The sequence below is a fragment of the Dyella japonica DSM 16301 genome, assembly GCF_001010355.1.
Lineage (GTDB): Bacteria > Pseudomonadota > Gammaproteobacteria > Xanthomonadales > Rhodanobacteraceae > Dyella > Dyella japonica.
The window spans coordinates 20,013-42,800 of sequence record NZ_JPLA01000001.1 but is presented as its reverse complement, the minus strand read 5'-3'; the positions used below and the strand labels follow the sequence as shown (position 1 = coordinate 42,800).

The following is a 22,788-nucleotide window of genomic DNA, read 5'->3' as shown; positions in this document are numbered from 1 at the left end:
CCAAGATCTATTGATCTTGTCCGAGCTCAGTCGCTCTGCCAAGCCTTACGGATGCCCAGCCGCCTGAGCGTCAATGCGATAAACATACGCATGCACGCCCGCAGGCTGGCTCGGCACCTGTAGATGCAAGCCGTCCGCTTTCTGCTGGGAAGCGATCGCGGCACCTGTGGCCAACAGTGTCACTTTCCGAACCGCCATGGTTGGCGTGATGGAGTGAATCACGACCTGGCCATTCGCAGGCCACTCCATCTCGATGGCATAGAGGTGGCCGTCGCGGGTGGTGAAGCGGAAGTCTTCGGGGGTGTACGGCTTGGTCTTGGTGTCCTGCATGATGCCGGCGGCGACTTGGGTGGGGCCTTCGCCGAAGTGTTGCCATGGGCGGGAGCCGTAGATGGCTTCGCCGTTGAGCTTCAGCCATTGGCCCACGGACAGCAGGATGCTTTTGGCCTCGTCGGGGATCGTGCCATCGGCTTTGGGGCCGATGTTCAACAGCAGGTTGCCGTTCTTGCTCACCACGTCGGCGAGCAGCTGCACGATTTCGTCGGGTGACTTGTAGGTGTCGCCTTCGGCGTAGCCCCAGGAGTCGGGACTGACAGAGGTTTCGGTTTGCCATGGTTGCGCGAGGATATCGGCGGCCTGCCCTCGCTCGATATTCAAGGTGCCGGTGCCGGGCATCATGTTGTCGAGCTTGTAGTTGAGCACCACGCCCTGGTCACGCGACGCCGCCTGGTTGTAGTAGAAGGCGGCAAATTCGGCGAGCGCGCCGCGGAAGCGCGGCTGACCGACCCACCAATCGAAATACATCAGATCCGGGTGGTAGTCCTGCACGATTTCGGAGGAGCGTGCGAGCCAGTCGTTGAGATAGGCGTCCGAAACAAAGGTCCAGTCGACGTCCTTGCCATCGGCGCCCTTGGCCGACTCGGTCGGATGTGCCGGTCCGTACAGAGCGGCGTACTTGGGATCGTTGACGTCCGAGTCGAAGCTGCGGCCGTATTCGTAGAACCAATCGTGTTCCGCGCGATGGGACGACAAGCCCAGTTTCATGCCTTGCGCGCGGATCGCCTTGGCCAGCTCGCCGATCACGTCGCGATGCGGTCCCATCTTGACGGCCGTCCAATCCGATAGCTTGGAGTCGTACATGGCGAAGCCGTCGTGGTGTTCGGCCACGGGAACCACGTAACGTGCGCCTGCCGCGTGGAATAAGGCTGCCCACGCTTGCGGATCGAAATGCTCTGCCTTGAAGCGTGGAATCAGATCCTTGTAGCCGACCTGCGGCATCGCTCCATAGGTGCTGACCTGATGCTGGTAGTAGTTGGCGTACTCGCCGCTGCGTTCGTACATATGGCGTGGATACCATTCGCCCTTGTACGCCGCGACGGAGTACACGCCCCAATGGATGAAGATGCCGAACTTGGCATCCTGGTACCACGCTGGCGTGCGATAGGCGGTGAGGCTTTTCCAGTCCGGCGACATGGGGCCTTGCCAGGCTGCTTTATGTGTTTGCGCAAGCACGGCTTGGCGCGCGCCATCAAACGGACGGTTCGCATCCTCCCATTGTCGTTCGATGGTTACTGCATCCGGTGGCGCAAAACCTGGTGGTGAATTGCCGGCGACGGCGGTTGTCGTGCATAGCGCGCAAGCCATGCCCAACCAACGGTGGCCACGCTGTGAAACGACCGCACGGCTTTCGCGAGTGCCCTTCTTCCACCACGCCATACGCCCTACTCCTTGATCCACACCGGAAGGCGCCCGTCATCTTGAATGCGCCTCCCCTGCCGTCGTGGTCATGAGCGGGCCGACCTCGGCAGTGCCGAGGCCGGCCCGTCAGACGCGGGGAGAATCATGCCTGCAGCAGGCAGGGAAACACGGGCTTACTTGAACTTGTAATCGAACGTGAGGAAGATCTCGCGGCCGTTGTATTCATCGGCGGTCTGACCGGTCGTGACGAACTCGAAGCCGCCGGCGTAGTACGGGATCGCGCCGACCTTGTCGAAGATGTTGGAAACGGTGAGCTTCAACATCGTGTCCGGATTCATCTGCCAGCCGATCGCCGTGTTCCAGGTGATCCACACCGGCGTCCTGCCGCGATACGTGGCCGAATCCACGGCGACCGGATTGCCATCCTGGGTGACCTGGCACACGCCCGTGCTGATCGACTCGCTGCCGTTCTGCACGTTGACCATGCCCGGCTGGATGCCATTGGGAAGCACCACGCAACCAGCGTAGTTCGGAGCGCGCATGCTGCCGTCGCGCACACCGGAGATCGACACGTTCCAGTCGCCCTTGGTCCAGTCGGCGATCCAGGTCATGCGGCTCGCCACATTGTTGTAGCGGGTGTTCTGCAGCGGGTCCGACGCGAGCACGCGCTGCTTGTACGAGAGGTTGTCGGTGTAGTTGATGTTGGCGCGGAAGTTGCCGTAGTTCTCGGTGTGGAACTTGTAGTCGAGCGAGGCATCGATGCCGCTGACGTACAGCGACGCTTCGTTGATCGGGCCGGACTCCTCCGAGATGATCTGGCCAGCGGCGTTGCGCTGGACCATCTGGGTCACCATCTGGCAATACGCCGAACCCGGCACGTGCGCCGTATACGGCGAAAGCGCCGACGTGCCGTTGGCCTGCAGACCGGTAAGGCAACCGGCTTCGTCGACCAGCACGGTGTCCTTGTCGAGATATTCGATCGCGTTGTCCACGCCCATGTGCCAGTAGTCGGCCGACACCGACAAGCCCTGCACGCCCGGGATCTGCCACACGAAACCGTAGGTCCAGGAGTGGCCGGTCTGCGGCTCGAGCAGGCGGCTGCCGTTGGTGTTCAAGTTGTAGTACTGCGAGGTTGGGCGCTGCACGAGGCTGCACCAGGTGCTGTTGGACTGGCCGGACTTGATCGCGTTGATGCACTGCAGGGGGTCGATGTAATCACCCACCGGCGAGGTCGAGCCGGTCAGGTAGATGGCCTGCATGTCCGGCGCCTTGAAGTTGGTGCCGTAGCTGCCGCGCAGCAGCAGGCCTTCGTACGGACGGTACTCCAGGCCCGTGCCCCAGGTTTTGGCGACGTCGGCCATGCTGGCGTCGTTGTACTTGTCGCCGCGGCCGGAAATGGTCCAGGTCAAGGTATCGAGAATCGGCACGCGGAACTCGGTGCCCAGCGAGAAGCGCTGGCGCGTGCCGCCACCGGTGAGATACGCGCCGAACGGATTCTGGAACGTGGTCGGATCAGCAGAGCGCGGATCGGGCGAAAGCAGGAAGCCGTTGTGCGCGGCTTCGAGCACCGCCGCCCAACCCACCGACTCGTCCACCCACGGCAACTTGAACAGATCGCCGTTGATGCGGAACTGCGCCTGGTCCAGCCACGAGGACGAGGTGTTTTCGCCGTTGACCGCGAACTGGCCGTACTGCTGCGGCGTGATCGGATTCCACCACTGCTGCCAGTTCATGTTGTAGATCGGCAGGCCGTCGGCGGTGGTGCCCTGCTGCTTGCCGAGGAAGAAGTTGTTCATGCCCGCGACGTTGATGCCCGTATAGTCTTCGCGCACCGTGTACTTCTGGCTATTGAGGTTCAAATCCCAGTTGAACCGGTTGTCGAACATCGTGCCGCGCAGGCCCACCTGCAGGTTCCAGTTCTGCTCGCGGTCATGCGTGTTGGCCGCCGTGCCCATCTCCTGCGCGGTCAACTGGCGAATGCCCTGGTTGATCACCTGCCCCGTGCTCTGGTCGTAAAACTGGCCGGTCACTTCCACGGGCAACTGGGTGTTGGAGATGCCGGTGGTGTCGTAGAGAGCGGCCGAACCGTACAGCTGCAAGCCATTGCTGAAATCGTACTCACCGGCCAGGTAACCGTTCTGGCTGCGGCTGCCGGGCGTCAGCACCCAGTTCTGGAACAGCGCGGGCTGCGAACAGTAGTAACCGTTGTTGGTGATGCTGGCGATCTGGGTGCCGTTGGTGGTGACCGAATGCGACTGACTCAGCTGCGAGTTGGTGAACTTCGAGCAGGTGCCGGCCGGCGGCGTGATGTAGTGGCCATTGGCATCCGTTGCCGAGAGCGCGATGGCGCCGGCAGCGTCGTACTGATAACCGAACATGCGCGACGCCGGGCCCCAGGCACCGTAGCCGGCGTCGGACACCGAATCCTGATACGGACGATCCTTGCCCCACAGCGCCGTGCGATTGGACTGCTCGAGGTTGTAGAGGATGTGCCAGTTGCTGCCGGAATGGCCGCCGAAGAAATTGATGTCGCCGTAGTCGCGGCCACCGCGAGTGGCGCCACCGCCGGTGATCTGCAGTTCGTCACCCTGATAATTCTTCTTCAGGATCACGTTGATCACGCCTGCCACCGCATCCGAACCGTAGATCGACGAGGCGCCGGAGGCCAGCACTTCGACATGGTCGATCATGCCGATGGGAAGGTTGTTGTAGTTCTGGAAATTGCTCTGCTTGTTGAGCGGCTGCGGGTAATCCACCACGCGATGGCCATCGATCAACAGCAGGCTGAAACCGGGGCCGACGCCGCGCAGGTTGACCGAGCGCGCATTGACGGAGCTCGAACCCCAGGACGCCGGATCCGAAGTCTGCTGACCCACCTGCGGCAACGAATCAAGGAACTCCCACAGCGTGGTATAGCCCTGGTCCTTAATCTCCTGCGCGGTGATGGAAACCACGGGGGCCGGGCCCTCGACTTGCGCGCGCGGAATCATCGAGCCGGTGACGGTGACACCCTGCAATTCGACGGTCTTGTCGGCCTTGCTGGATGTCTTCGCATCCGCGGATGCCTGCTGCGAGGACGACTGATCGCTACCGGCCGATGTCGACTGTGCAAAAGCAAGTGGCGTGAAAAGCGCCAGCGCCATCGAAGTGGCAAGTACGCTGCGTCGCAAACGGATTCTGTTCATGGTTAACCCTCCCCGTAAAGCTTCAATGGTGTGATTGCTGTGGAGCTTTGCGCCCAGCAGCTCTATTCACTTCTTGTGCGCTGTGTTCACTCGCCCGTCCCGGTCCGCTCACGCGGTCCCCATCCCGGAACAGACGCTTCAATGCATCCTGCCCATGACCAGGCGGCGAGACGGCTTGATGCATGCCATCCACTGCCTGTTGTTGCCGCTGTCCTTCCTGCGCAAGAACAGCTCTTGCTCATGTGTCCTCTTCAATGTCCGGGCGTGAATGACAGCCAACAGCGATTCATGACGCTTGCTCTGCATCGGCCAATTCGTTCACCGTGACGCAGATCGCGGATGCTGCACGGCTGTATCGTTTGTCGCCGCGCGTAGCCCTTGCCCGCACGCCCCATCCCTGCCCCGCTCCTCGTCTCGCTCCCTTGCGAGAAGAGATTCATATACGAACTAGTAGTTCATATTTGACTTACTTATAAGCCGAATCTGGATCGATGCAAGTTGCATTGCAACAATGCTGACAAAAAGCGGCGCTGCAGGCGGCAACTTGCCATCTAAGTGGTTCTTTCCCCGGGGATTCCTGCTCGTCCGCCCTACCCTGCACGGAGCTGTCATTACGACGACTGGGTCTCACTTGGCCGTCTGATTGAGGCCGCTTAAAGGCTCAAGGTTCGAGCTTGAGCCGGACGACTTGCCGGGCTTACCGGTCGGCAGTACCGCTGCGCGCAGCAAGGCAGGATCTATCACTACATGCCGCATGCGCGTTCTCTGCCATGTGTATAGGACATGGATCCGTCCGTCGCGCCCCTGGATCACGGCCGGGTAGGAGTACTCCTGGCCGGGCTTGTCTTCGAGCGTGAGCACCCTCTGCCAGTGCAGGCCGTCGATGCTGATGGCCACGGCCAGTGTTCCGCGCCCGTCCCACCACTGCGGGCCAGGAGAGGCTGGGTTGTAGACGAGCAGATATCGGCCATCTGCCAGCGCTACGGCGTCGATGCCCGAGTTGGGGTTGGCCACGTCCAGCAGGCGCAGCGGTGACCACTGGCGACCGCCATCGAGGGACTGCGACCAGAACAAATGTCCTTGCCGCGTCCGGCCGATGGCCTCGATGCTGCCATCCTGCTTGCGCAGCAGACTCGGTTGGATCGCGTCGATGCCGCTGGATGAGATATCGCTGCTGGCCGTCCAGGTTTGGCCATGGTCCGTCGATCGCTCGACATGGACCCGCCAGCCGCCCAGTTCTGTGCTGGACGGGCTGAGGATGTCGCCATTGGGCAGTTCGATGGGCTTGTTCTTGATCGGACCGAGGATGCCGTGCGCCAGTCGCCGTGGTGCGGACCAGGTGGCGCCATCGTCATCGGAGGTCATCCACATGCCCCACCAGTGCTGCGGGTCCGGGCCGAGCTTGTAGAAAAGCATCAGCCTGCCCGCAGTCACCTGGAAGAGCACGGGATTCCATGCGGGCAGCCGCGAACCATCCGGCTGCTTGCCGTTGGCGATCTCGCGCGGATTTGTCCAACGGCCGGAAAGTTGTCGGGATACCCAGATGCCGACGCTAGGATCGCGCTCCTGCTTGCCGCCGAACCATGCCGCAACCAGCCCTGTCGGCGTTTCAACGATGGTGCCCGCATGGCATTGCGCGGTCGGAGGGCGCGTTGCAATGAACTCCGTCGAAACAACGGGCGACTGACCCGCTACCGCAGGAAACGGCATAGCGAGGAGCAAAGCGAAAGCGAGACAAAATCCAAGCGATCCTGCCTGCAACGTGACGCCATATTTTATTGACACGACTGCGTCTTCCGTCCTCTAATGAAATCTTGCATACAGACGTATTTACGTCTAAATGATTTGACTCCAAGGTGGCCCATGAAGCGACTTGTCCGAACCTTCCTTGGCGCCGCCCTGGCGCTCTCCCTTTATTCGCAGGCAGCGTCGGCGCAAACCGCGGCGGACACCAAGCCTTCTCCCCAGCAGGTTCACTGGCAGGATCTGGAGTTCGGCGTGATCGTGCATTTCGGCACGAATACGTTTCTCGACCGCGAGTGGGGCGACGGCACGGCCGACCCCAAGGTGTTCAATCCCGACCATGTCGATGCGGCGCAATGGGCGCGCGCCAGTCGCGCAGCGGGAGCGCGCTACATGGTGATGGTCGCCAAGCACCACGACGGCTTTGCCTTGTTTCCGACTGCGCAGAGCGACTACTCGGTGAAGAGCAGCCCATGGATGAATGGCAAGGGCGATCTGGTTCGTCTTGCGTCCGATGCAGCCCGTGCCGAGGGACTGGAGTTCGGCGTGTACCTGTCGCCGTGGGACCGGCATGAGCCGCGCTACAAGCAGCCGCAGGAATACGATGTGTATTACCGCGCCCAGGTGGAGGAGCTGGCCCAGCACTATGGGCCGCTGGTGGAATGGTGGCTCGATGGCGCGGGCAGCGCCGGCCATGTCTACGATTTCCCGCGTTACATCGAAACGCTGCGAACCTACCAGCCCAACGCCATGGTGTTTGCCGACATGGGTTTGTTCGAGTACGGCGACCTTCGCTGGGTGGGCCAGGAGGATGGCTATATCCGCGGCGAAAACTGGAACGTCATCGACCGCCACGGCTACCAGCGCTGGCGCCCGGTGGAAGTCGACACTCCCCTGCATGACCTGCACTGGTTCTGGCATCCCAACGACGAAGCCACGCTCAAGAGCGTGGCCAAGCTGGTCGACACTTGGGAAAACAGCGTCGGGCGCGGCGGCCAGTTGATGCTGGGCATCGCGCCGGATCGCCACGGCCGGCTGCCGGACGCCGACGTCGCCCGCCTCGACGCGTTTGGCAAGGCGCTGCGCGCGCGTTACGGCGATGCCAGCAACCTGGCGCGTCATCACGTGGGCGCGGACGAAAACGTCGAAGCGGCGCTGGACGGCAACAAGGATACGTTCTGGTCCGCACCCGCCGGCGCCCGGCACGCCACGCTCGAAGTCGACTTCGGTCATCCGGTGAGCTTCGATCGCACGCTCAGCATGGAATGGCTGGACGACGGTCAGCATGTGCGCAAGTACGCCATCGAGGTATTCGATGGCAAGGCGTGGCATGCGGTTGCCGGCGCCGAGGCCATCGGTCACACGAAGATCGATGTTTTTCCGCGGGTCACGGCGCAGCGCGTGCGCCTGAACATACTCTCCAGCGTCGGCGATGCATCCATCCGCGAATTCCAGGTGTTCGACGCTGGCCCGTTGCCATCGAACTGAACGGCTGGCGCTGTTCATGCCATTCATGGGCATGCTCAACGCGGCACGTCGGCGTGTCCTGCGATGGTGAGCATTACCGACTGCTGACCCGCTGAAGGTTGGTGGCCGCCCACAAACACCGCGTAGCGCCCTGCCCTGACGGCACGTGCGCCAGCGGCATCCACCAGGCTCAGGGCGCGCGCATCGAGGTGGAAGCGCACGGTTCGCTGCTCGCCCGCGGCGAGGGACACGCGCTGGAAGCCCGCCAATGCCCGAAGCGGCGCATCGGGCGCATCGGGATATCCAAGATAGAGCTGCACCACTTCGTCGCCGCCACGCATGCCACTGTTGCGCACGTTCACCGCGACATCGAGAGATTCGCCGGCCTTGAGGCTCTGCGTGGACAGCTTCGGCGCGTCATAGGCAAAGGTGGTGTAACTGAGGCCATCACCGAACGCATAAAGTGGCTCGCCCTTGAAGTAACGGTAGGTGCGGCCCTTCATGCCGTAATCGATGAAGGGCGGGAGATCGCGCACGTCGCGATAGAAGGTCACCGGGAGACGCCCGGCGGGATTCATCACGCCGGCGAGCGTTTGCGCCACCGCCAATCCACCCTGCTCGCCCGGGTACCACGCGGCAATGATGGCATCCGCATGTTCGCTGGCCCAGTTCAAGGCCACGGCGCTGCCGCTCATCAAGACGACTACCAGCGGCTTCCCGGTGGCAGCGACCGCTTCCAGTAGCTGCTGCTGCGATGAAGGCAGATCGATGGCGGTCCGGTCGCCACCCATGAAGCCTGGCACATCGACCTTCAGCTCCTCGCCCTCCAGTCCCGGCGACAAGCCCACGAAGGCGACCACAACGTCGGCATCGGTGGCCGCTTTGGCAGCCTCCGCGAGCTGCGCATCCGCAGGGGCGATCCATTCCAGGTGGATGCCCTGGTCCTCGCCGCTGTGCTCCCACTCCAGGCGCAGATCGTGCGGACGCGTGTCGTCAAAATGGACTTTCACCGAGGGCGGCTCTTCGCTGCCGACGGTACCGGCTATCAAATGTCCGTCCAGGTAGAGATGGACGGGATCGTGTCCGCGGCAATCGAAGCATCGATCCACGCGCACGGCCAGTGTGTAGTCGCCTGCGCCGGGCGGCAGCAGTTGGCCCGTCCAGCGCACTGCATATTTGGATGCCGCGGCCCCGTCCAAGGGCGAGAGGTGGTCCGTATCCAGATCGACCTTGCTGTCGAAGCGCGTCATCACCGGTTTGCCCGTCAGCTGCGTGCCTCGGAAGTACTCACCCTTGAGACCGGGCGAGCCGTGGGCGCGATCACTACGCAGCGCCGTCACGGGAATGGGCACGGTCACGCCATCGGCCAGTGTCGAACCTTGTGCGTAACGCACGTTTTGTTCGCCCCACAACGTGCGCATGCCTTCGAGCGGCGTCACGGGCTGCCGCGCCGTGCCGTGATAGTTGGCCTCCAGCACGGACAAGGCATCGGCATTGGGTCCGACCACGGCAATGCGGCCACCGGGCTTCAGCGGCAGCATGTTGTCGCGATTCTTGAGCAGCACGATGGATTCGCCAGCCGCACGCAACGCCAGCGCGCGCGCTGCATCGGGAGCATTCCGCGGTGCTGGCGCGGATGGGTCAAACATGCCGAGCCGATAGCGCGCGGCGAACAGGCGCGTGGCAGCCACATCAAGGTCGTGCTCGCTGATCCTGCCGTCCGCCAGTGCGTCGCGAAGCCCCGCATACGCCGAGCCGCAGTCAAGATCCGTGCCCGCGCGCAGGGCGCTGGCCGACGAACCGGCGTTGTCCTTCTGGTAGTGGTGGAACATCGTCATGTCGTCCACCGCATCGCAGTCGGACACCACGTAGCCCTGGAAACCCCAGTCCTTGCGCAGGCGTTCGCCGAGCAGCCACGGCAAGGCGCACACGGGTACGCCATGGATCGCGTTATAGGCGCACATGATCGATCCCGCGCGACCTTCGACGATCGCGGCGCGGAATGCAGGCAGATAGGTGTCTTCAAGATCGTGCGCGGAGACATCTACGTCGAAGCCATGTCGGCCAGGCTCCGGACCGCTGTGCACGGCGAAGTGCTTGGGTGTGGCGATGACGGTGGGATGCATCGGATCATCGCCTTGCAGCCCTTCGATGAAGGCCACCGCAAGTGTTGCCGTCAGGCGCGGATCTTCGCCATAGGTTTCCTGCCCTCGCCCCCAGCGTGGGTCGCGGAAAATATTGATGTTGGGCGACCAGATGGTCAGGCCGTTGTAGCGCCCATGATCTTCCTTCAGGCCCGTCGCGAGAAACTTGCTGCGCGCCTGCGCTGCAACCACGCCACCTACGGCGTGAAGCAACGCAGGGTCCCAGCTGGCCGCAAGGCCAATGGCCTGCGGAAAGACGGTCGCCTCGCCAAGCCGCGCAAAACCGTGCAGGCCTTCGCTCCACCAGTCGTACGCGGGAACACCAAGGCGTGGGATCGCCGGAGCGGCGCTCTGCAACTGCGCGATCTTCTCGGCCGGCGTCATGCGCGCCACCAGGCTGGCGGCCCGCTCCGTCGCCTCGTCGGCCCGCGCGGGTGTCGCAGGCCATATGCCGAGCAGCAGGCTCGTCAGCACCAAGATCTGATGCAACCGCCTCATGCGCGCCCGCTCCACCGGATCACTGCGTTGCGCCCAGCGACGCGGGATAGTTGAACGATACGCGGCTGACGCCGGCCAGCGGCCCTTGAATCGGCGCCGTCGACAGGATGCACAGGTCGTGCGTACCACCGTGCGCCGTCACGGCGGCCGCAACGCGGTATGTCCTGCCTGGCGAGGCTTCTGCCGGCAAGGGCAAGCTTGCCGCCAATGGGCCGCTGCATGTATCGAGGTGAACTTCGAGTTCGCCCGCGGCGCGGTGCGATGCGCGAGCCACCACCTTCGAGGCGTCATGCGCCAGCCCGTAATTGCGGGCGAGCCAGGCGCCGTCGACAAAAATGGCCACGACGTCGTCCAGCGACACATTCGCCATGCGCCAGCAGCTGTTCATCACGTCTACGTTGTAGACCGGCGCCGGCGCGGTGGCATCGGGCAACAGCGGCACGCGCAGGCCCAGGTCGCCCTTCGGACAGGCCGCAAGCGCATTGCCGTCGTAGCTTGCCAGCGTGCGCGTGTCGAAGCGCTGCGTGCGTACGCGCGCGAGCGGCTGTCCGTTGACCGCAAACGTCGTCGCACTGATGGTGACAGGCAGCGCCGCCTCGATCGGTGCTGCGTAGACAGGCGAACTCGCCTGCGGCACGGTGCCGTCGATGGTGTAGCGGATGGTGGCCGACGGCTCCTGCGCAGCTAGCGTCACGGTGACTTTGTCGCTGTTGCGCGGCGATGGCTGCGCGTGCATCTCGACGGCGAAGGCGCTATCGGCAAAGTAGATGCCCATTTTCCGATAGCGGTCGAACTGCGCGGGCAGCCTCGCCATGAAGTCATCGAAGCGCCGCTCGGTCGCAGGCGTCCAGGCCGCTTCAGCGAGGGCGTCCATACGCGGGAAGGCCGCATGCTGGATCTGCCAGGGTGCCGTGAGGTACTCGGTCCAGATGTTGGCCTGCGCCCCCAGTACGTGCCTGGCCTGTTCGGCGGTGAGCTCCGGCGAGACGGCTTCAAACGCATAGACCCGGGCCAGCGTCTGCACGCCGAGTCGTCCGGACGGCTCATCGTCGCGATGACTTTGCAGGTTGTCGAAGTACAGCGTCGGTGCCGGCGACAGCACCACGTCGTGCCCCAGTCGCGCCGCGTCGATCGCGCCTTGCGTGCCACGCCAGGACATCACCGAAGCAGATGGCGGCACGCCGCCTTCGAGGATTTCGTCCCAGCCGATCAGTCGACGTCCATGCTGCCCCAGGTACTGCCCCATGCGCTCGATGAACCAGCTCTGCAGCGCCTTCTCGTCCTTGATGCCCAGCGAGCGCATGCGCGCCTGCACGGCAGCCGATGCCTGCCATTGATCCTTGATGGCTTCGTCGCCGCCCACGTGGATGAAGGTCGATGGAAACAGTTCCATGACCTCGTCCAGCACGTTGTGCAGGAAGCGGATCGTGTGCTCGTCGACGTTGAACAGGTAAGGGTTGACGCCCCAGTTGATCGAAACCGGGGGGCGCTCGCCGGTCACGCCGATATCCGGATAAGCCGCCACGGCAGCCTGCGCGTGGCCGGGCATGTCGATCTCCGGCACCACCGTGATGTGGCGGGCGGCAGCGTAGGCAACGATATCCTTCACGTCGGCCTGGGTGTAGTAGCCGCCGTACTTGGTGTCTCCATCGCCGGGCGGCTGACGCCATGCGCCTACCTGCGTGAGCTTGGGATAGCGGCGGATCTCCAGCCGCCATCCCTGGTCGTCGGTGAGATGCCAGTGGAAGACATTGAGCTTGTGCTGCGCCATCGCATCAAGCAGCTGCTTGATCTCGGCCGGCTGCTGGAAATGGCGCGCCGAGTCGAGCATCAGTCCTCGCCAGGCAAATCTCGGCCAGTCGACGATATGCAGCAGAGGCACCGAGACGGCGCCTTTGGCCGCATCGGGCGTCATCAGCTGCCAGGCGCTGACCGCGCCGTAGAACAGTCCTGCCGCGTCCCGTGCCGTGATGCGCATGCCCTGCGCATCGACGTCGAGCAGATAAGCTTCCGGCTGCGAGACGCTTGCGCCTGCATCGCTGCGAATCACGATGTCGCCCCGGCTGGTCGACGTCGCATCCGCTTTGATCGGCAGCGACAGTCCGCGTGTCCGCACCAGCAGATCCGCAAGGTAGTGGGCTGCATCGGCAGCCGCGCGATCACCCGCTGCTACATGGATGACGGCGGCAGGACTGATCGCGTAACTGCCCTGCTCCACGCTCATCTGCGCAGGAAGCGGAATGATGGACGGCGTGTCCGCCGCGCGGGCATCGATGGCCAGACTTAGCAGGCACGCCAACGCCCATGCGAATGGTCCCTGCAAGCCGCGCTTAGCGGACCGCATCGGGCAGCGCCTCCCAGATGTTGGGATCCTCGGCGCCAATCACCCACGCGCAGAAGCCTTCGAGGCCGTATTGCTTGACCACGTCGTAGCGATCGCGGAAGGCGTGCGCATCGGGCAGGAACACCCATTCGCGCATCTGGTCGCGATAGAAATAGAACCACGACTCGTGCTCGACCGGATCCCACTGCATGGCGGCGTTGAACTGCTTGGCCAGCGGGAACGATTCGTCCGCGTCGATGTATTGCGCGGAGATGTTCGAACTCTCCTTGCCGTCCGCACCGACCGGATCGCCGGCAAACCAGTGGTAGCCATACAGGCCAATGCCGAGCGAGAGCTTCTCCTTCGGCACCACCTTCAAGGCGTACTCGAGGTTCGCCATCACCCATGGCATGCCCGCGACCGGCCCCGGCGTGGTCCAGCGGGTGTGCTGGTCGTAGGTCATCAGGCAGACCAGGTCCAGCGCCTGTCCCAGCGCCTTCAGATCGTACGCGCCTTTCCAGTATTCCCAGATCCATTTGGCGAAGGGGCCGCGGCCCGAGTAACCCGGCGCGTTCGGCACGACCGCCATGGAAAGCTTCAAACCATGCTTGTGCAGCGCCGTGGCGGTCTGCTGCGTCAGCAGGGTCAGTGCGTCGCGATCGGTCCAGGCGATGTTCTCAAAATCGAACTGGAAGCCGACGAAGCCGTAAAGCTTCGCCTGCTCCAGCATGCCGTCGATCATCGCCTTCTTGGCGGTTTCGTTGACCAGCAGATCGTGGAACTTCTTGCGGTCGCCACCGGCAGAGATGATGGGCATCACCGGCACGCGATGCGCCTTGGCCAGCTTGAGCACGTAGAGGTTGGGTGCGCCCGATACCAGGCCGTTCCCGTCCACGCCAAACCAGGTGGGCACCAGCAGGTCGACCTTGTCGACGTGCGCCTCGAACGAGTTGATCGATTTCTGCATTTCGATCATATAGAACAGCGCGGTCGGCGCCTTCGCAAAGGCGCCGGTCGACGCACAGGCAAGACACAGCGTTAGGGCCAGGGACATCCAACGATTCATGGCGCAGCCTTGAGTGAACGGGGATTGGAGAAGGTGATGCGATAGACGTAGGCATCGCTGCCGATCGGATGCGCAGGGAGCCGCAGATGCAGGCCGTCGGCGTCCTGCGTAAACGCGATGGCCTGGCCATCGGCCACGGACTCGACGCGCGTGACCTTGTCATCGGGCTTGATCGAATGAATCGTGGCCAGTGCCTTGCCGGGCCAATCCAGCTCGATCGCATAGAGCTTGCCGTTGCCGGTGGTGAAGCGGAAATCCTCGGCGGTGTATGGCTTGGTCTTGGTGTCCTGGAAGGTGCCGCTCACCACTTCGGTCGGGCCTTCGCCGAACGTGCGCCATGGCTTGCTGCCGTAGATCGCCTCACCATTGGTCTTCAGCCAGCGGCCGATGCTGCGCAATGTGTCCTGCGCGCCATCGGGAATGGTGCCGTCGGCGCGCGGCCCGACGTTGAGCATCAGGTTGCCGTTCTTGCTCACCACATCCACCAGCAGATGGATGATGAAGGTCGGCGACTTGTACGTGTCGTGCTCGATATAGCCCCAGGAATCGTTGCTGATCGAGGTATCGGTCTGCCAATGGGTGGGATGAATGCCCTGCAGCTGTCCGCGCTCGACGTCCAGCGTACCGGCGCCTTCGGCAAAGTCGCCCAGCTTGTAATTCACCACCACGCCGTCGCGCTTCGCGCCTTCGTTGTAGTAGTACGAGAGCAGGGTCGGCAGCGTGTTGCGGAAGGTCGGATGGCCGATCCACCAATCGAAGTAGATCAGGTCCGGATGGTATTTGTCGGTGAGTTCGACGGTGCGCGCGAGCCAGTCGTCCAGCCACGCCTGGGACACGTAAGTCCAGTCCTGCGCCAGGTTCTCGTCTTCTTTGCTCAGGTGCGCCACCGCCGGGCCGTACAGTTCCGCATTGCGCGGATCGTTGACGTCCGAATCGAAGCGGCGCCCGCCATCAAAGAACCAGTCGTGCTCGGCGCGATGCGAGGACACGCCAAAACGCATGCCCTGCCCTCGCACGGCGTGCTCCAGTTCGCCGATCACGTCGCGCTTCGGGCCTTTCTTGACCGCCGTCCAGTCCGATAGCGAAGAGTCATACATGGCAAAGCCGTCGTGATGCTCGGCCACCGGCACGACATAATGCGCGCCGGCGTCATGGAACAGCTGCGCCCATGCCTTCGCATCGAAGTGCTCGGCCTTGAACATCGGCACGAAGTCCTTGTAACCGAACTTTGCTTGCGGGCCGTACGTGGCCACGTGATGGGCGAATTCCTTGGTCCCCTGCTGGTACATGTTGCGCGAATACCACTCGCTGCCGAACGCGGGCACCGAGTAGACGCCCCAATGAATGAAGATGCCGAACTTGGCATCGTCGTACCAGGCGGGCGAGCGGTAGTTCTGCAAGGACGCCCAGTCACTGCGGAATGGCCCCTTGCCTTCCGCCTTGGCCACGCGATCGAGTATCGCCTTGCGTTGTGGCGCGAATTTGGCGCTGGCCTGCTGCCAGGCCTGATCCTGCGCTGCGGGCGACAGGCTGTCCGCCGTGGGCGCCGTGGCCGACTGTGCCCACGCCGATGCGCCCAGCAACCAGCCCGCGACGAGCACGCAACGCGCGACCGGTTTCATCATGGTTGGTCGTCCTTGTTCGGAAGATAGTGGGCGCTGCCGATGGCCAGCGGGTGGTAGTCGCTGGACACACCGCCGGCGCGCACGCCGTCGGGTCGAATGACGTCCACCGCAAGGTGTACCGCCGCGTCCTTGCCAACGGCAGGCCACGCACCTTCAAATCGGATCGGTTGCGACAAGTCACGCAATACTGCGTCACCGTGCGCGAGTTCGTGGCCGCGATCGTCGATGGCGTGCCAGTGGGCGACATAGCCAAGCATGGGATAGGAAGGCAGGTGCGTAGCCGGGTAGCCGCTTACCGTGGCCTGGAATCCGCGCAGCCCGCCAGCATCAACCCGCCACTGCGTCGCCACCGACAGCGGCGCGTTGCGCGTTTCGTAGACAGCGTAGGACGGCCTGCGCTGGCGGTACGCATCGACCAGCCCGTGGTCGACAAAACCTTCGGTCTGGCCGGGCCACAGATTGCGATGCGACTTGTAGTCCTGGTAGGTCCAGAAGATCGTGCCGGCGATGAAGCTGCGCCGCTGGAAGGCATCCATCTGCTGGAGCAGGTTCTCGGCGCGCGCCTTGTCGGCGGACACGCTGTCGTGCGAAAAAACGCCGGGATAGCCGAACTCGGAAATGATCACCATCTTGTCGGGATAGGTGCGGTCGATGAAATCCAGCCAGGGTTCCACGTCGCTGCCCGAGCCGCTCCACGAGCCGAAGTACGCATTGGCCATGATGAAGTCGACGTCGTGCATCACCGGCGCCTCTTTCCATGGCTTGATGCTGATGTCGGCATCGGCAAAGCTCACCAGGCGGCCCGGATCGATCTCGCGAATCAGCGCAGCCATGGCGTCCACGTAGGCCCGGCCGCCGGGCGTGGACGCATCGCTTTCGTTGCACACGCTCCAGGCGAAGATGCTGGCGTGATTGCCATCCTGCTCGATCATCTCGCGCATCATGTTCTTGGCGAGGGCGAGCAACCGGGGATTCTTCAGCTGCGCCTGGCTGAACTGCCACACCGGGATTTCGGGCACCAGCAGGATGCCGTGCCGATCGGCGAAGTCGAGCACTTCATCGTTCTGCGGATAGTGCACCGGGCGCGTCAGCGTCGTATGCAGGGCGACCATGTCGGACCAGTCGCGGTCTATCGTTCCCGCCGATTCGGCCAATCCCTCCCACGGCGAGTCTTCGTGGCGACTGACGCCGCTTAGCCGCACCGGCTTGCCATTGACGTAGAGGCGGCGGTCGCGAATGGCGATCTCGCGCAGCCCGAACGTGTCGCTGCGCGAGTCGAGCACGGTGCCGTCGGCGGCGTGCAGTTGCGTTACCCATTGATAGAGCCGCGCGTCGCCGACGTTCCACAACTGTGGGTGCGGTAGCGTGACCGCAATCGTCGCCGTCGCAGGCTGCCCTGCCCTTGCCGAAACGTCCTGCCGTGCCTGCGCCACCGTCCTGCCGTCGGGATCAATGATGCTGGCGGTGACGCTGTAGCTGCCGTCATGGCCATCGACGTTCTCGACGTACACCTGGCTGCTGACGCTGGCTGCATCGCCGCCAAGCTTGCTCGCAATGCGTTGTCGCCGTATCAGTGCGTGGTCGGAAACGGTGAGCCACACATCGCGCACGATGCCGCCGTAATGCCACCAGTCGTACCACACGCTGCCGCTGCCCGCCTGGCGCATCGCGTAACCGGGAATGGTCGCCCCGCCGGGGCGGTTGTCCAGGCGCACGGCGATCCGGTTCTCTCCCGCGCGTAGCTGCCGACTGATGTCCAGCGCGTACGCCGTGTGGCCACCTTCGTGCCCGCCCACTTCCACGCCATTGACCCAGACGCGGCTGCGATAGAACGTGGCGCCGAAATGCAGTTCGACGTGGGACGACAGCATCGACGCCGGCACGGTGAAATTCTTGAAGTACCAGGCGACGCCTTCGTAGTCGTCATCCTTGCCGATGTTCCAGGTGTGCGGCACGTCCACCTGCCGCGTCTCGGCCGGCATGGCGCCCGGCCAGCCGGCGGTGACGCCGGCATCGGCCGCGTCGGTGCGGAAGCGCCAGTCGTGGTCCAGGTCGATGCGCAGCTGCGCATGGCCGGCGGCCGGCCACAGCAGCATCGAGCACAGCATCGCCAGCGCGTAACCCCACCTCAAAGTCATTCCCCCGCCCCTGCTCTAACCCCGTATCAGTGACCCAAGCGCCAGTTCGCGGCGCCCAGTACGCCCAGCTGCCCGTGCTCGACGACGAAGACGGGCGTGTTGTTCAAGAACGAGCGCATCACTCCCTTGTCCAGGAACCGCTCGGTGAACGGCCCGGAACGAAGCACGTTGGTGATCCGCGCAAGAAAGCCGCCAGCCAGGCAGACGCCGCCGCTCGCGTTGAAGGCGATCGCTACGTCGCCACAGAAGGCGCCCAGCCAGCGACAGAATTGATCGACCGTCTGCGTGGCCAACGTGTCCATGCCCGCCAGTGCCATGGCGGTGATCTCGCCGGGCTCCGTGAGCGTTGCCGGCACGCCTTGCACGGCAGCGAGGGCGCGATAGAGGCGCAGCAGACCGGGCCCGCTGAGCACGCGGTCATAAGGCACGTAACCGTCGATGGGTCCCAGCTGTGCGCGGATGGTCTGTTCGATGCCGGGGCGCGCGGCCAGCTCCATATGTCCGGCTTCGGTGTGCAGCACGCGAGGCGGCCGGCCCGGCAACCAGAGCGCGGCGCCCAGGCCAGTGCCGGGACCGATCACGGCTACGGCGCCATGGGGATTGGCGACGCCATCCACGATGGCGGTGCTGCTCGCTTCGTCGAAATGGCCCACCGCATGCGCGAACGCCTCGAAGTCGTTCAACACATCAACGGTTGCGAACCCGCCTTCGCTGCATAGGCTGTCCAGCAGCACAGGCCAGGCCAGGCTCTCGTTGATCACCACGCCATGCTCGAGGAATCCTGCACAGGCCAACACCAACGCATCCGGCTGCACGCGGTGCTCGCGGCAAAAGCTGCCGAGAATATCAACCAGCGAGGCGTGCTCGGCGCAGCGATAGACCTTGTAGAGAACGATGTCCGGCTTGCCCGTCACGGCATCGGGCACGACCAGGCCGACGCGTGCATGGGTGCCGCCCAGATCCGCGGCAAGGAAGGGAGACACCGGGCGTGCCTGCTGTCCGAGGACGCTCGTGACGATCGGTCCGCCCATCTCCTGCAGGCGGTCCATCTGCGAAGGCGCTAGCCCCTTATGCGACAACGGCGTCATCACCCACCCCGATGCTGTGCTTGCTCCACCCAGTAGACCGGGTGATTTCGATCGATTCAATAGCAGGCCAACGGCGACGCGCCAGCGCGTCAAGTCGAGGTCTGCCGCCCTGCTCGTCCGCTCACATATAAACCTAGTTTTTATCTATGCACAAGTAGTACGATGACCGAAAGGCGGCGTCGCCCGGGTGGCGGGCGTCCGATCGTGTAGTCATCCGGCCTTGCAGGAGGCGGGTTTTGGGGGTCTTGATGCCGGTTCAGCACGAACACCAGGGGTTTTCCGGCCAGCCAGGCAAAGCCGAGGCCCGGCTCGCGTCGCTCGCCTTTGGAGGGGCGCCGGCGGGCAACCTGTATGAGGGAGTCGGCGACGAGGCTGCCCATCAGGCCATCGCCCACGCATGGGACCGGGGCATTCGGCATTTCGACACCGCTCCCTATTACGGCTACGGCCTCAGCGAGACGCGCATCGGTGATGCACTCCAAGGCGTCGAACGCTCCAGCTTTACGCTCTCCACCAAGGTCGGCCGACTCATCGATGTCGACGAAGAACGCAAGGACCGCAGCGACGGCTTCGCAGTCGACGGTCGCCGGGCCTATTTCGATTACACGCGCGATGGCATCCTGCGCAGCTTCGAGAGCAGCCTGCGCCGGCTACGCACCGATCGCATCGATCTGCTGTTGCTGCACGACATCGGCGAGCTCACCCATGGCTCGCGTCATCCGCAGGTATTGAAGCAAGCGCTGGATGAGGCCTTGCCGGCCATGGTCGAGTTGCGCGACCAGGCCGTGGTGGGCGCCATCGGCCTGGGCGTGAACGAAGAGACCGTCTGCCTGGAGGTGATGGATCGCTTTCCGCTGGACGCCATCATGCTGGCGGGGCGCTATACCTTGTTCGAACAGGCGCGCAGCCAAGCCGTGATGGCGCGGGCTGCCGCTGACGGCGTCGCAGTGTTGATCGCCGGCCCTTACAACTCGGGCCTGCTCGGCGCGGACGCCGGTCCGGGCGATACCTATGACTACGCACCGGCATCGCCGGCCATCAAGGCGCGCGCGCAGCAACTCTACGATGTGTGCGCGCGCACCGGCACGCGCGTCGGCGCGGCTGCGCTGCAGTTTCCGCTCGCGCACCCGGCAGTGACAAAGGTGGTGTGCGGACTGCGCTCGATCTCCGAGGTTGATGACGCCGTCGCGCGCATCAGCGCCACGGTTCCCGATGCGACCTGGGCATCGCTGATCGAACAAGGCCTGCTCGAGAAGAGTGTGCCGACGCCATGATCATCGACGCGCACCGTCACTACTGGGATCCGTCGCGGCTCGAATACGGCTGGTTGGCGCAGGCCCCGGCCGCACTGCAGCGGGCATTTCTTCCGCCGGATCTTGAGGTGACGACCGACGCCTGCATCCTCGTGCAGGCCGCAGCCGATGAGCGGGAAACGCATTACCTGTTTGAGATCGCCCGGCAGAACAAGGGCGTGCTCGGCGTCATCGGCTGGGTCGACATGGAAGCGGACGATGCCGCGCAACGCATCGCCGCCCTGGTCGAGAGCGGACAAGGTCTGCTGCGTGGCATCCGCCCCATGGTGCAGGACATTCCCGATACCGAGTGGCTCGCCCGACCCTCGCTCGATCGCGCCTTCGACTGCCTGCGCGACCACGGCCTGGTGTTCGATGCGCTGGTCGATGGCCGACATCTGCGCGCCTTGTCCCAGCGGTTGGCCCGGCACTCGGGCCTGGTCACCGTGGTCGACCACGGCGCGAAGCCGGGCATCGTCGATGGGCAATTCGCCTCGTGGGCCGGCGCGATCGCGCGCGTCGCCCAGGTGCCTGACGTGGCCTGCAAATTGTCGGGGCTGCTGACCCTGACTGGCCAGGACACCGACATGGCCGCCATCGAGCCCTATGTGGCGCACCTCTTCGAAAGCTTCGGCGGCCAACGCGTGATGTGGGGCAGCGACTGGCCCGTGCTCACCACGCACGCGAGTTACCAGCAATGGAAGGACTGCGCGCAAAAGTTGACGCGGCGATTCGCCCGTCGCCACGAGGCAGCCGTGTTTGGCGGCAACGCCGCGACGATCTATTCACTCGCCAGCCGTGAGCCGGCAACCGCTTCGGGGACTACGCCATGAAACCCTGGTTCACCTGCTGCCACTTCAATGCCGCGGAGCGTCGCGCATGAGCGGCCGACTGTCGGGTAAGCATGCGCTGGTCACCGCCGCCGGTGCGGGCATCGGTCGCGCCACCGCGCTCGCCTTTGCCGAGGCTGGCGCCAGCGTGCTTGCCACCGATATCCAGCAGGACAGCCTCGCTTCGCTGGCCGCGAGCCATCCCTCGATCCGCACGCAGATGCTCGATGTCACCGACGCCGCCGCGATCCGGGCGCTGGTGGGTGCGACTGAGCGCATCGACGTGCTGTTCAACTGCGCCGGCTACGTGCACGCAGGCACCATCCTAGATACCGACGATGCCAGCTGGCGCCGCTCCTTCGCGATCAACGTGGACAGCATGTTTCATCTGTGCCGCGCGGTGCTTCCCGGCATGTTGAGTCGCGGCGGCGGGAGCATCGTCAACATGTCCTCGGTCGCCTCGAGCATCAAGGGCGTGCCCAATCGCTTTGCCTACGGCGCGACCAAGGCGGCAGTGATTGGCCTGACGCGCTCGATCGCTGCCGATTACGTCTCGGCCGGCATACGTTGCAATGCGATCTGCCCCGGCACGGTCAAGACGCCGTCGCTGGCCGAGCGCGTGCGCGCCCTGGGTGGCGACGAGGAAGCCGCATGGCAGGGCTTTACCTCGCGACAGCCGATGGGGCGACTCGGCACGCCCGAAGAGATCGCCGCGCTCGCGCTCTATCTCGCCTCCGACGAATCCTCCTTTACCACCGGCACCATCCACGTCGTGGATGGCGGCTGGTCGAACTGATGGAAGCCACTGCATGAAACTTTGTCGTTATGGGCAACCCGGCGCGGAAAAGCCGGGACTGATCGATCGCGACGGCGGCCTGCGCGATCTGTCGGGCGTGATCGACGACATCTCTGCAGGCGTGCTCGGTCGCGACGGCTTGCGCCGCCTGATGGCGATCGATCCGTCCACCCTGCCCCGTGTCGAGGGCGCGCCGCGCTACGGCGTGCCGGTGGCGCAGGTCGGCAAGATGATCTGCGTGGGCATGAACTACGCCGACCACGCCGCTGAAACGAATGCGCCCGTACCCGAGCAGCCCGTGCTTTTCATGAAGGCCACCAGCGCCATCGGCGGCGCGAATGATGCCGTGGTCATTCCCCGCGGCTCGGTGAAAACCGACTGGGAGGTCGAGCTGGGCGTGATCATCGGCGAGGTCACGCGATACGTCGACGTCAACGAAGCGCTCGATCATGTTGCCGGCTATGCGGTGATCAACGACCTGTCCGAGCGCGAGTTCCAGCTCGAGCACGGCGGCCAGTGGGTCAAAGGCAAGAGCTGCGACACCTTCGGACCGATCGGTCCGTGGCTGGTCACCAAGGACGAAGTCCCCGATCCGCAGAAGCTCGCGCTCTGGCTCGAGGTGAATGGCCATCGTTACCAGAACGGCAATACGCGCACGATGGTGTTCGGCGTGGCGCAGCTGGTGAGCTACATCAGCCGCTACATGACCTTGATGCCGGGCGACGTGATCAGCACGGGCACGCCGGCTGGCGTCGGCCTCGGCCTGCATCCGCCCACCTATCTGAAGCCGGGCGACGTGATCGAACTGGGCATCGAAGGACTGGGCCGGCAGCGGCAAGACGTGCTCGCCTATCCCGCTACGCGCGCCTGAACGATGTCCCTGCTTTCTTCTTAC

General features: G+C 64.1%; 14 protein-coding genes. 5 read left to right on the top strand and 9 right to left on the bottom strand.

Annotation, left to right across the window (positions count from 1 at the left end; all coding sequences use genetic code 11):
- Nucleotides 1–45: 45 nt before the first annotated feature.
- From Y882_RS00140 to Y882_RS00130, 3 genes are all read right to left on the bottom strand, one after another.
- Nucleotides 46–1,644 carry an alpha-L-fucosidase gene (locus Y882_RS00140; protein WP_046969938.1) on the bottom strand — a complete coding sequence of 533 codons (1,599 nt, stop codon included), beginning with the start codon at nt 1,642–1,644 and terminating at the stop codon, nt 46–48.
- A 227-nt stretch (nt 1,645–1,871) separates the two neighbouring features.
- Nucleotides 1,872–4,883, bottom strand: a complete 3,012-nt coding sequence (locus Y882_RS00135) for a TonB-dependent receptor plug domain-containing protein (RefSeq protein WP_046969841.1) — start codon at nt 4,881–4,883, stop codon at nt 1,872–1,874.
- Nucleotides 4,884–5,510: 627 nt separating this feature from the next.
- Nucleotides 5,511–6,593: a sialidase family protein gene (locus tag Y882_RS00130; RefSeq protein ID WP_046969840.1), complete on the bottom strand. Its 1,083-nt coding sequence runs from the start codon at nt 6,591–6,593 to the stop codon at nt 5,511–5,513.
- Between the two features lie 153 nt (nt 6,594–6,746).
- Here Y882_RS00130 and Y882_RS00125 point away from each other — a divergent pair, with 153 nt between their 5' ends.
- A complete protein-coding gene (locus tag Y882_RS00125) occupies nt 6,747–8,114 on the top strand; it encodes an alpha-L-fucosidase (RefSeq protein ID WP_046969839.1) in 1,368 nt (455 codons plus the stop codon).
- A 35-nt stretch (nt 8,115–8,149) separates the two neighbouring features.
- Here the strand turns inward: Y882_RS00125 and Y882_RS00120 are convergent, their stop codons facing one another.
- Genes Y882_RS00120 through Y882_RS00095 form a run of 6 tightly spaced genes read right to left on the bottom strand, consistent with a single transcriptional unit; the run spans nt 8,150 to nt 18,870 of the window.
- Complete coding sequence (locus Y882_RS00120) at nt 8,150–10,735, bottom strand: glycoside hydrolase family 3 C-terminal domain-containing protein (protein WP_046969838.1); 2,586 nt, start codon at nt 10,733–10,735, stop codon at nt 8,150–8,152.
- Nucleotides 10,736–10,754: 19 nt separating this feature from the next.
- Nucleotides 10,755–13,079 (bottom strand): family 20 glycosylhydrolase, encoded by a 2,325-nt coding sequence (locus Y882_RS00115; protein ID WP_052949509.1) that lies wholly within the window; start codon nt 13,077–13,079, stop codon nt 10,755–10,757.
- Nucleotides 13,066–14,124 (bottom strand): glycosyl hydrolase family 18 protein, encoded by a 1,059-nt coding sequence (locus tag Y882_RS00110; protein ID WP_046969836.1) that lies wholly within the window; start codon nt 14,122–14,124, stop codon nt 13,066–13,068. Before Y882_RS00110 ends, Y882_RS00115 begins: the two co-directional genes overlap by 14 nt.
- Nucleotides 14,121–15,746 (bottom strand): alpha-L-fucosidase, encoded by a 1,626-nt coding sequence (locus tag Y882_RS00105; protein WP_425479373.1) that lies wholly within the window; start codon nt 15,744–15,746, stop codon nt 14,121–14,123. Before Y882_RS00105 ends, Y882_RS00110 begins: the two co-directional genes overlap by 4 nt.
- Nucleotides 15,746–17,887 (bottom strand): glycoside hydrolase family 2 protein, encoded by a 2,142-nt coding sequence (locus tag Y882_RS00100; RefSeq protein ID WP_082120855.1) that lies wholly within the window; start codon nt 17,885–17,887, stop codon nt 15,746–15,748. Before Y882_RS00100 ends, Y882_RS00105 begins: the two co-directional genes overlap by 1 nt.
- Before the next feature lie 26 nt (nt 17,888–17,913).
- The gene (locus tag Y882_RS00095) at nt 17,914–18,870 is read right to left on the bottom strand and encodes a glucokinase (RefSeq protein WP_162207374.1); all 957 of its coding nucleotides are present in this window, start codon (nt 18,868–18,870) and stop codon (nt 17,914–17,916) included.
- 353 nt (nt 18,871–19,223) lie between these two features.
- Here Y882_RS00095 and Y882_RS00090 point away from each other — a divergent pair, with 353 nt between their 5' ends.
- Genes Y882_RS00090 through Y882_RS00075 form a run of 4 tightly spaced genes read left to right on the top strand, consistent with a single transcriptional unit; the run spans nt 19,224 to nt 22,764 of the window.
- Entirely contained in the window at nt 19,224–20,249 is a 1,026-nt protein-coding gene (locus Y882_RS00090; RefSeq protein ID WP_046969833.1) for an aldo/keto reductase, read from the top strand.
- Nucleotides 20,246–21,100 (top strand): amidohydrolase family protein, encoded by an 855-nt coding sequence (locus tag Y882_RS00085; protein ID WP_046969832.1) that lies wholly within the window; start codon nt 20,246–20,248, stop codon nt 21,098–21,100. The genes Y882_RS00090 and Y882_RS00085 overlap by 4 nt, the downstream gene beginning before the upstream one ends.
- A 46-nt stretch (nt 21,101–21,146) precedes the next feature.
- The gene (locus Y882_RS00080) at nt 21,147–21,893 is read left to right on the top strand and encodes an SDR family oxidoreductase (protein ID WP_046969831.1); all 747 of its coding nucleotides are present in this window, start codon (nt 21,147–21,149) and stop codon (nt 21,891–21,893) included.
- 13 nt (nt 21,894–21,906) lie between these two features.
- Nucleotides 21,907–22,764: a fumarylacetoacetate hydrolase family protein gene (locus tag Y882_RS00075; RefSeq protein WP_046969830.1), complete on the top strand. Its 858-nt coding sequence runs from the start codon at nt 21,907–21,909 to the stop codon at nt 22,762–22,764.
- Nucleotides 22,765–22,788 lie beyond the last annotated feature (24 nt).

Excerpts from the sequence above, each read along its gene's own strand:
- Y882_RS00090 (WP_046969833.1), top strand. The coding sequence starts at position 19,224 with ATGCCGGTTCAGCACGAACACCAGGGGTTTTCCGGCCAGCCAGGCAAA.
- Y882_RS00075 (WP_046969830.1), top strand. The coding sequence starts at position 21,907 with ATGAAACTTTGTCGTTATGGGCAACCCGGCGCGGAAAAGCCGGGACTG.
- Y882_RS00115 (WP_052949509.1), bottom strand. The coding sequence starts at position 13,079 with ATGCGGTCCGCTAAGCGCGGCTTGCAGGGACCATTCGCATGGGCGTTG.
- Y882_RS00135 (WP_046969841.1), bottom strand. The coding sequence starts at position 4,883 with ATGAACAGAATCCGTTTGCGACGCAGCGTACTTGCCACTTCGATGGCG.
- Y882_RS00100 (WP_082120855.1), bottom strand. The coding sequence starts at position 17,887 with ATGACTTTGAGGTGGGGTTACGCGCTGGCGATGCTGTGCTCGATGCTG.
- Y882_RS00140 (WP_046969938.1), bottom strand. The coding sequence starts at position 1,644 with ATGGCTTGCGCGCTATGCACGACAACCGCCGTCGCCGGCAATTCACCA.
- Y882_RS00105 (WP_425479373.1), bottom strand. The coding sequence starts at position 15,746 with ATGAAACCGGTCGCGCGTTGCGTGCTCGTCGCGGGCTGGTTGCTGGGC.
- Y882_RS00110 (WP_046969836.1), bottom strand. The coding sequence starts at position 14,124 with ATGAATCGTTGGATGTCCCTGGCCCTAACGCTGTGTCTTGCCTGTGCG.
- Y882_RS00130 (WP_046969840.1), bottom strand. The coding sequence starts at position 6,593 with ATGCCGTTTCCTGCGGTAGCGGGTCAGTCGCCCGTTGTTTCGACGGAG.
- Y882_RS00080 (WP_046969831.1), top strand. The coding sequence starts at position 21,147 with ATGAGCGGCCGACTGTCGGGTAAGCATGCGCTGGTCACCGCCGCCGGT.
- Y882_RS00125 (WP_046969839.1), top strand. The coding sequence starts at position 6,747 with ATGAAGCGACTTGTCCGAACCTTCCTTGGCGCCGCCCTGGCGCTCTCC.
- Y882_RS00085 (WP_046969832.1), top strand. The coding sequence starts at position 20,246 with ATGATCATCGACGCGCACCGTCACTACTGGGATCCGTCGCGGCTCGAA.
- Y882_RS00120 (WP_046969838.1), bottom strand. The coding sequence starts at position 10,735 with ATGAGGCGGTTGCATCAGATCTTGGTGCTGACGAGCCTGCTGCTCGGC.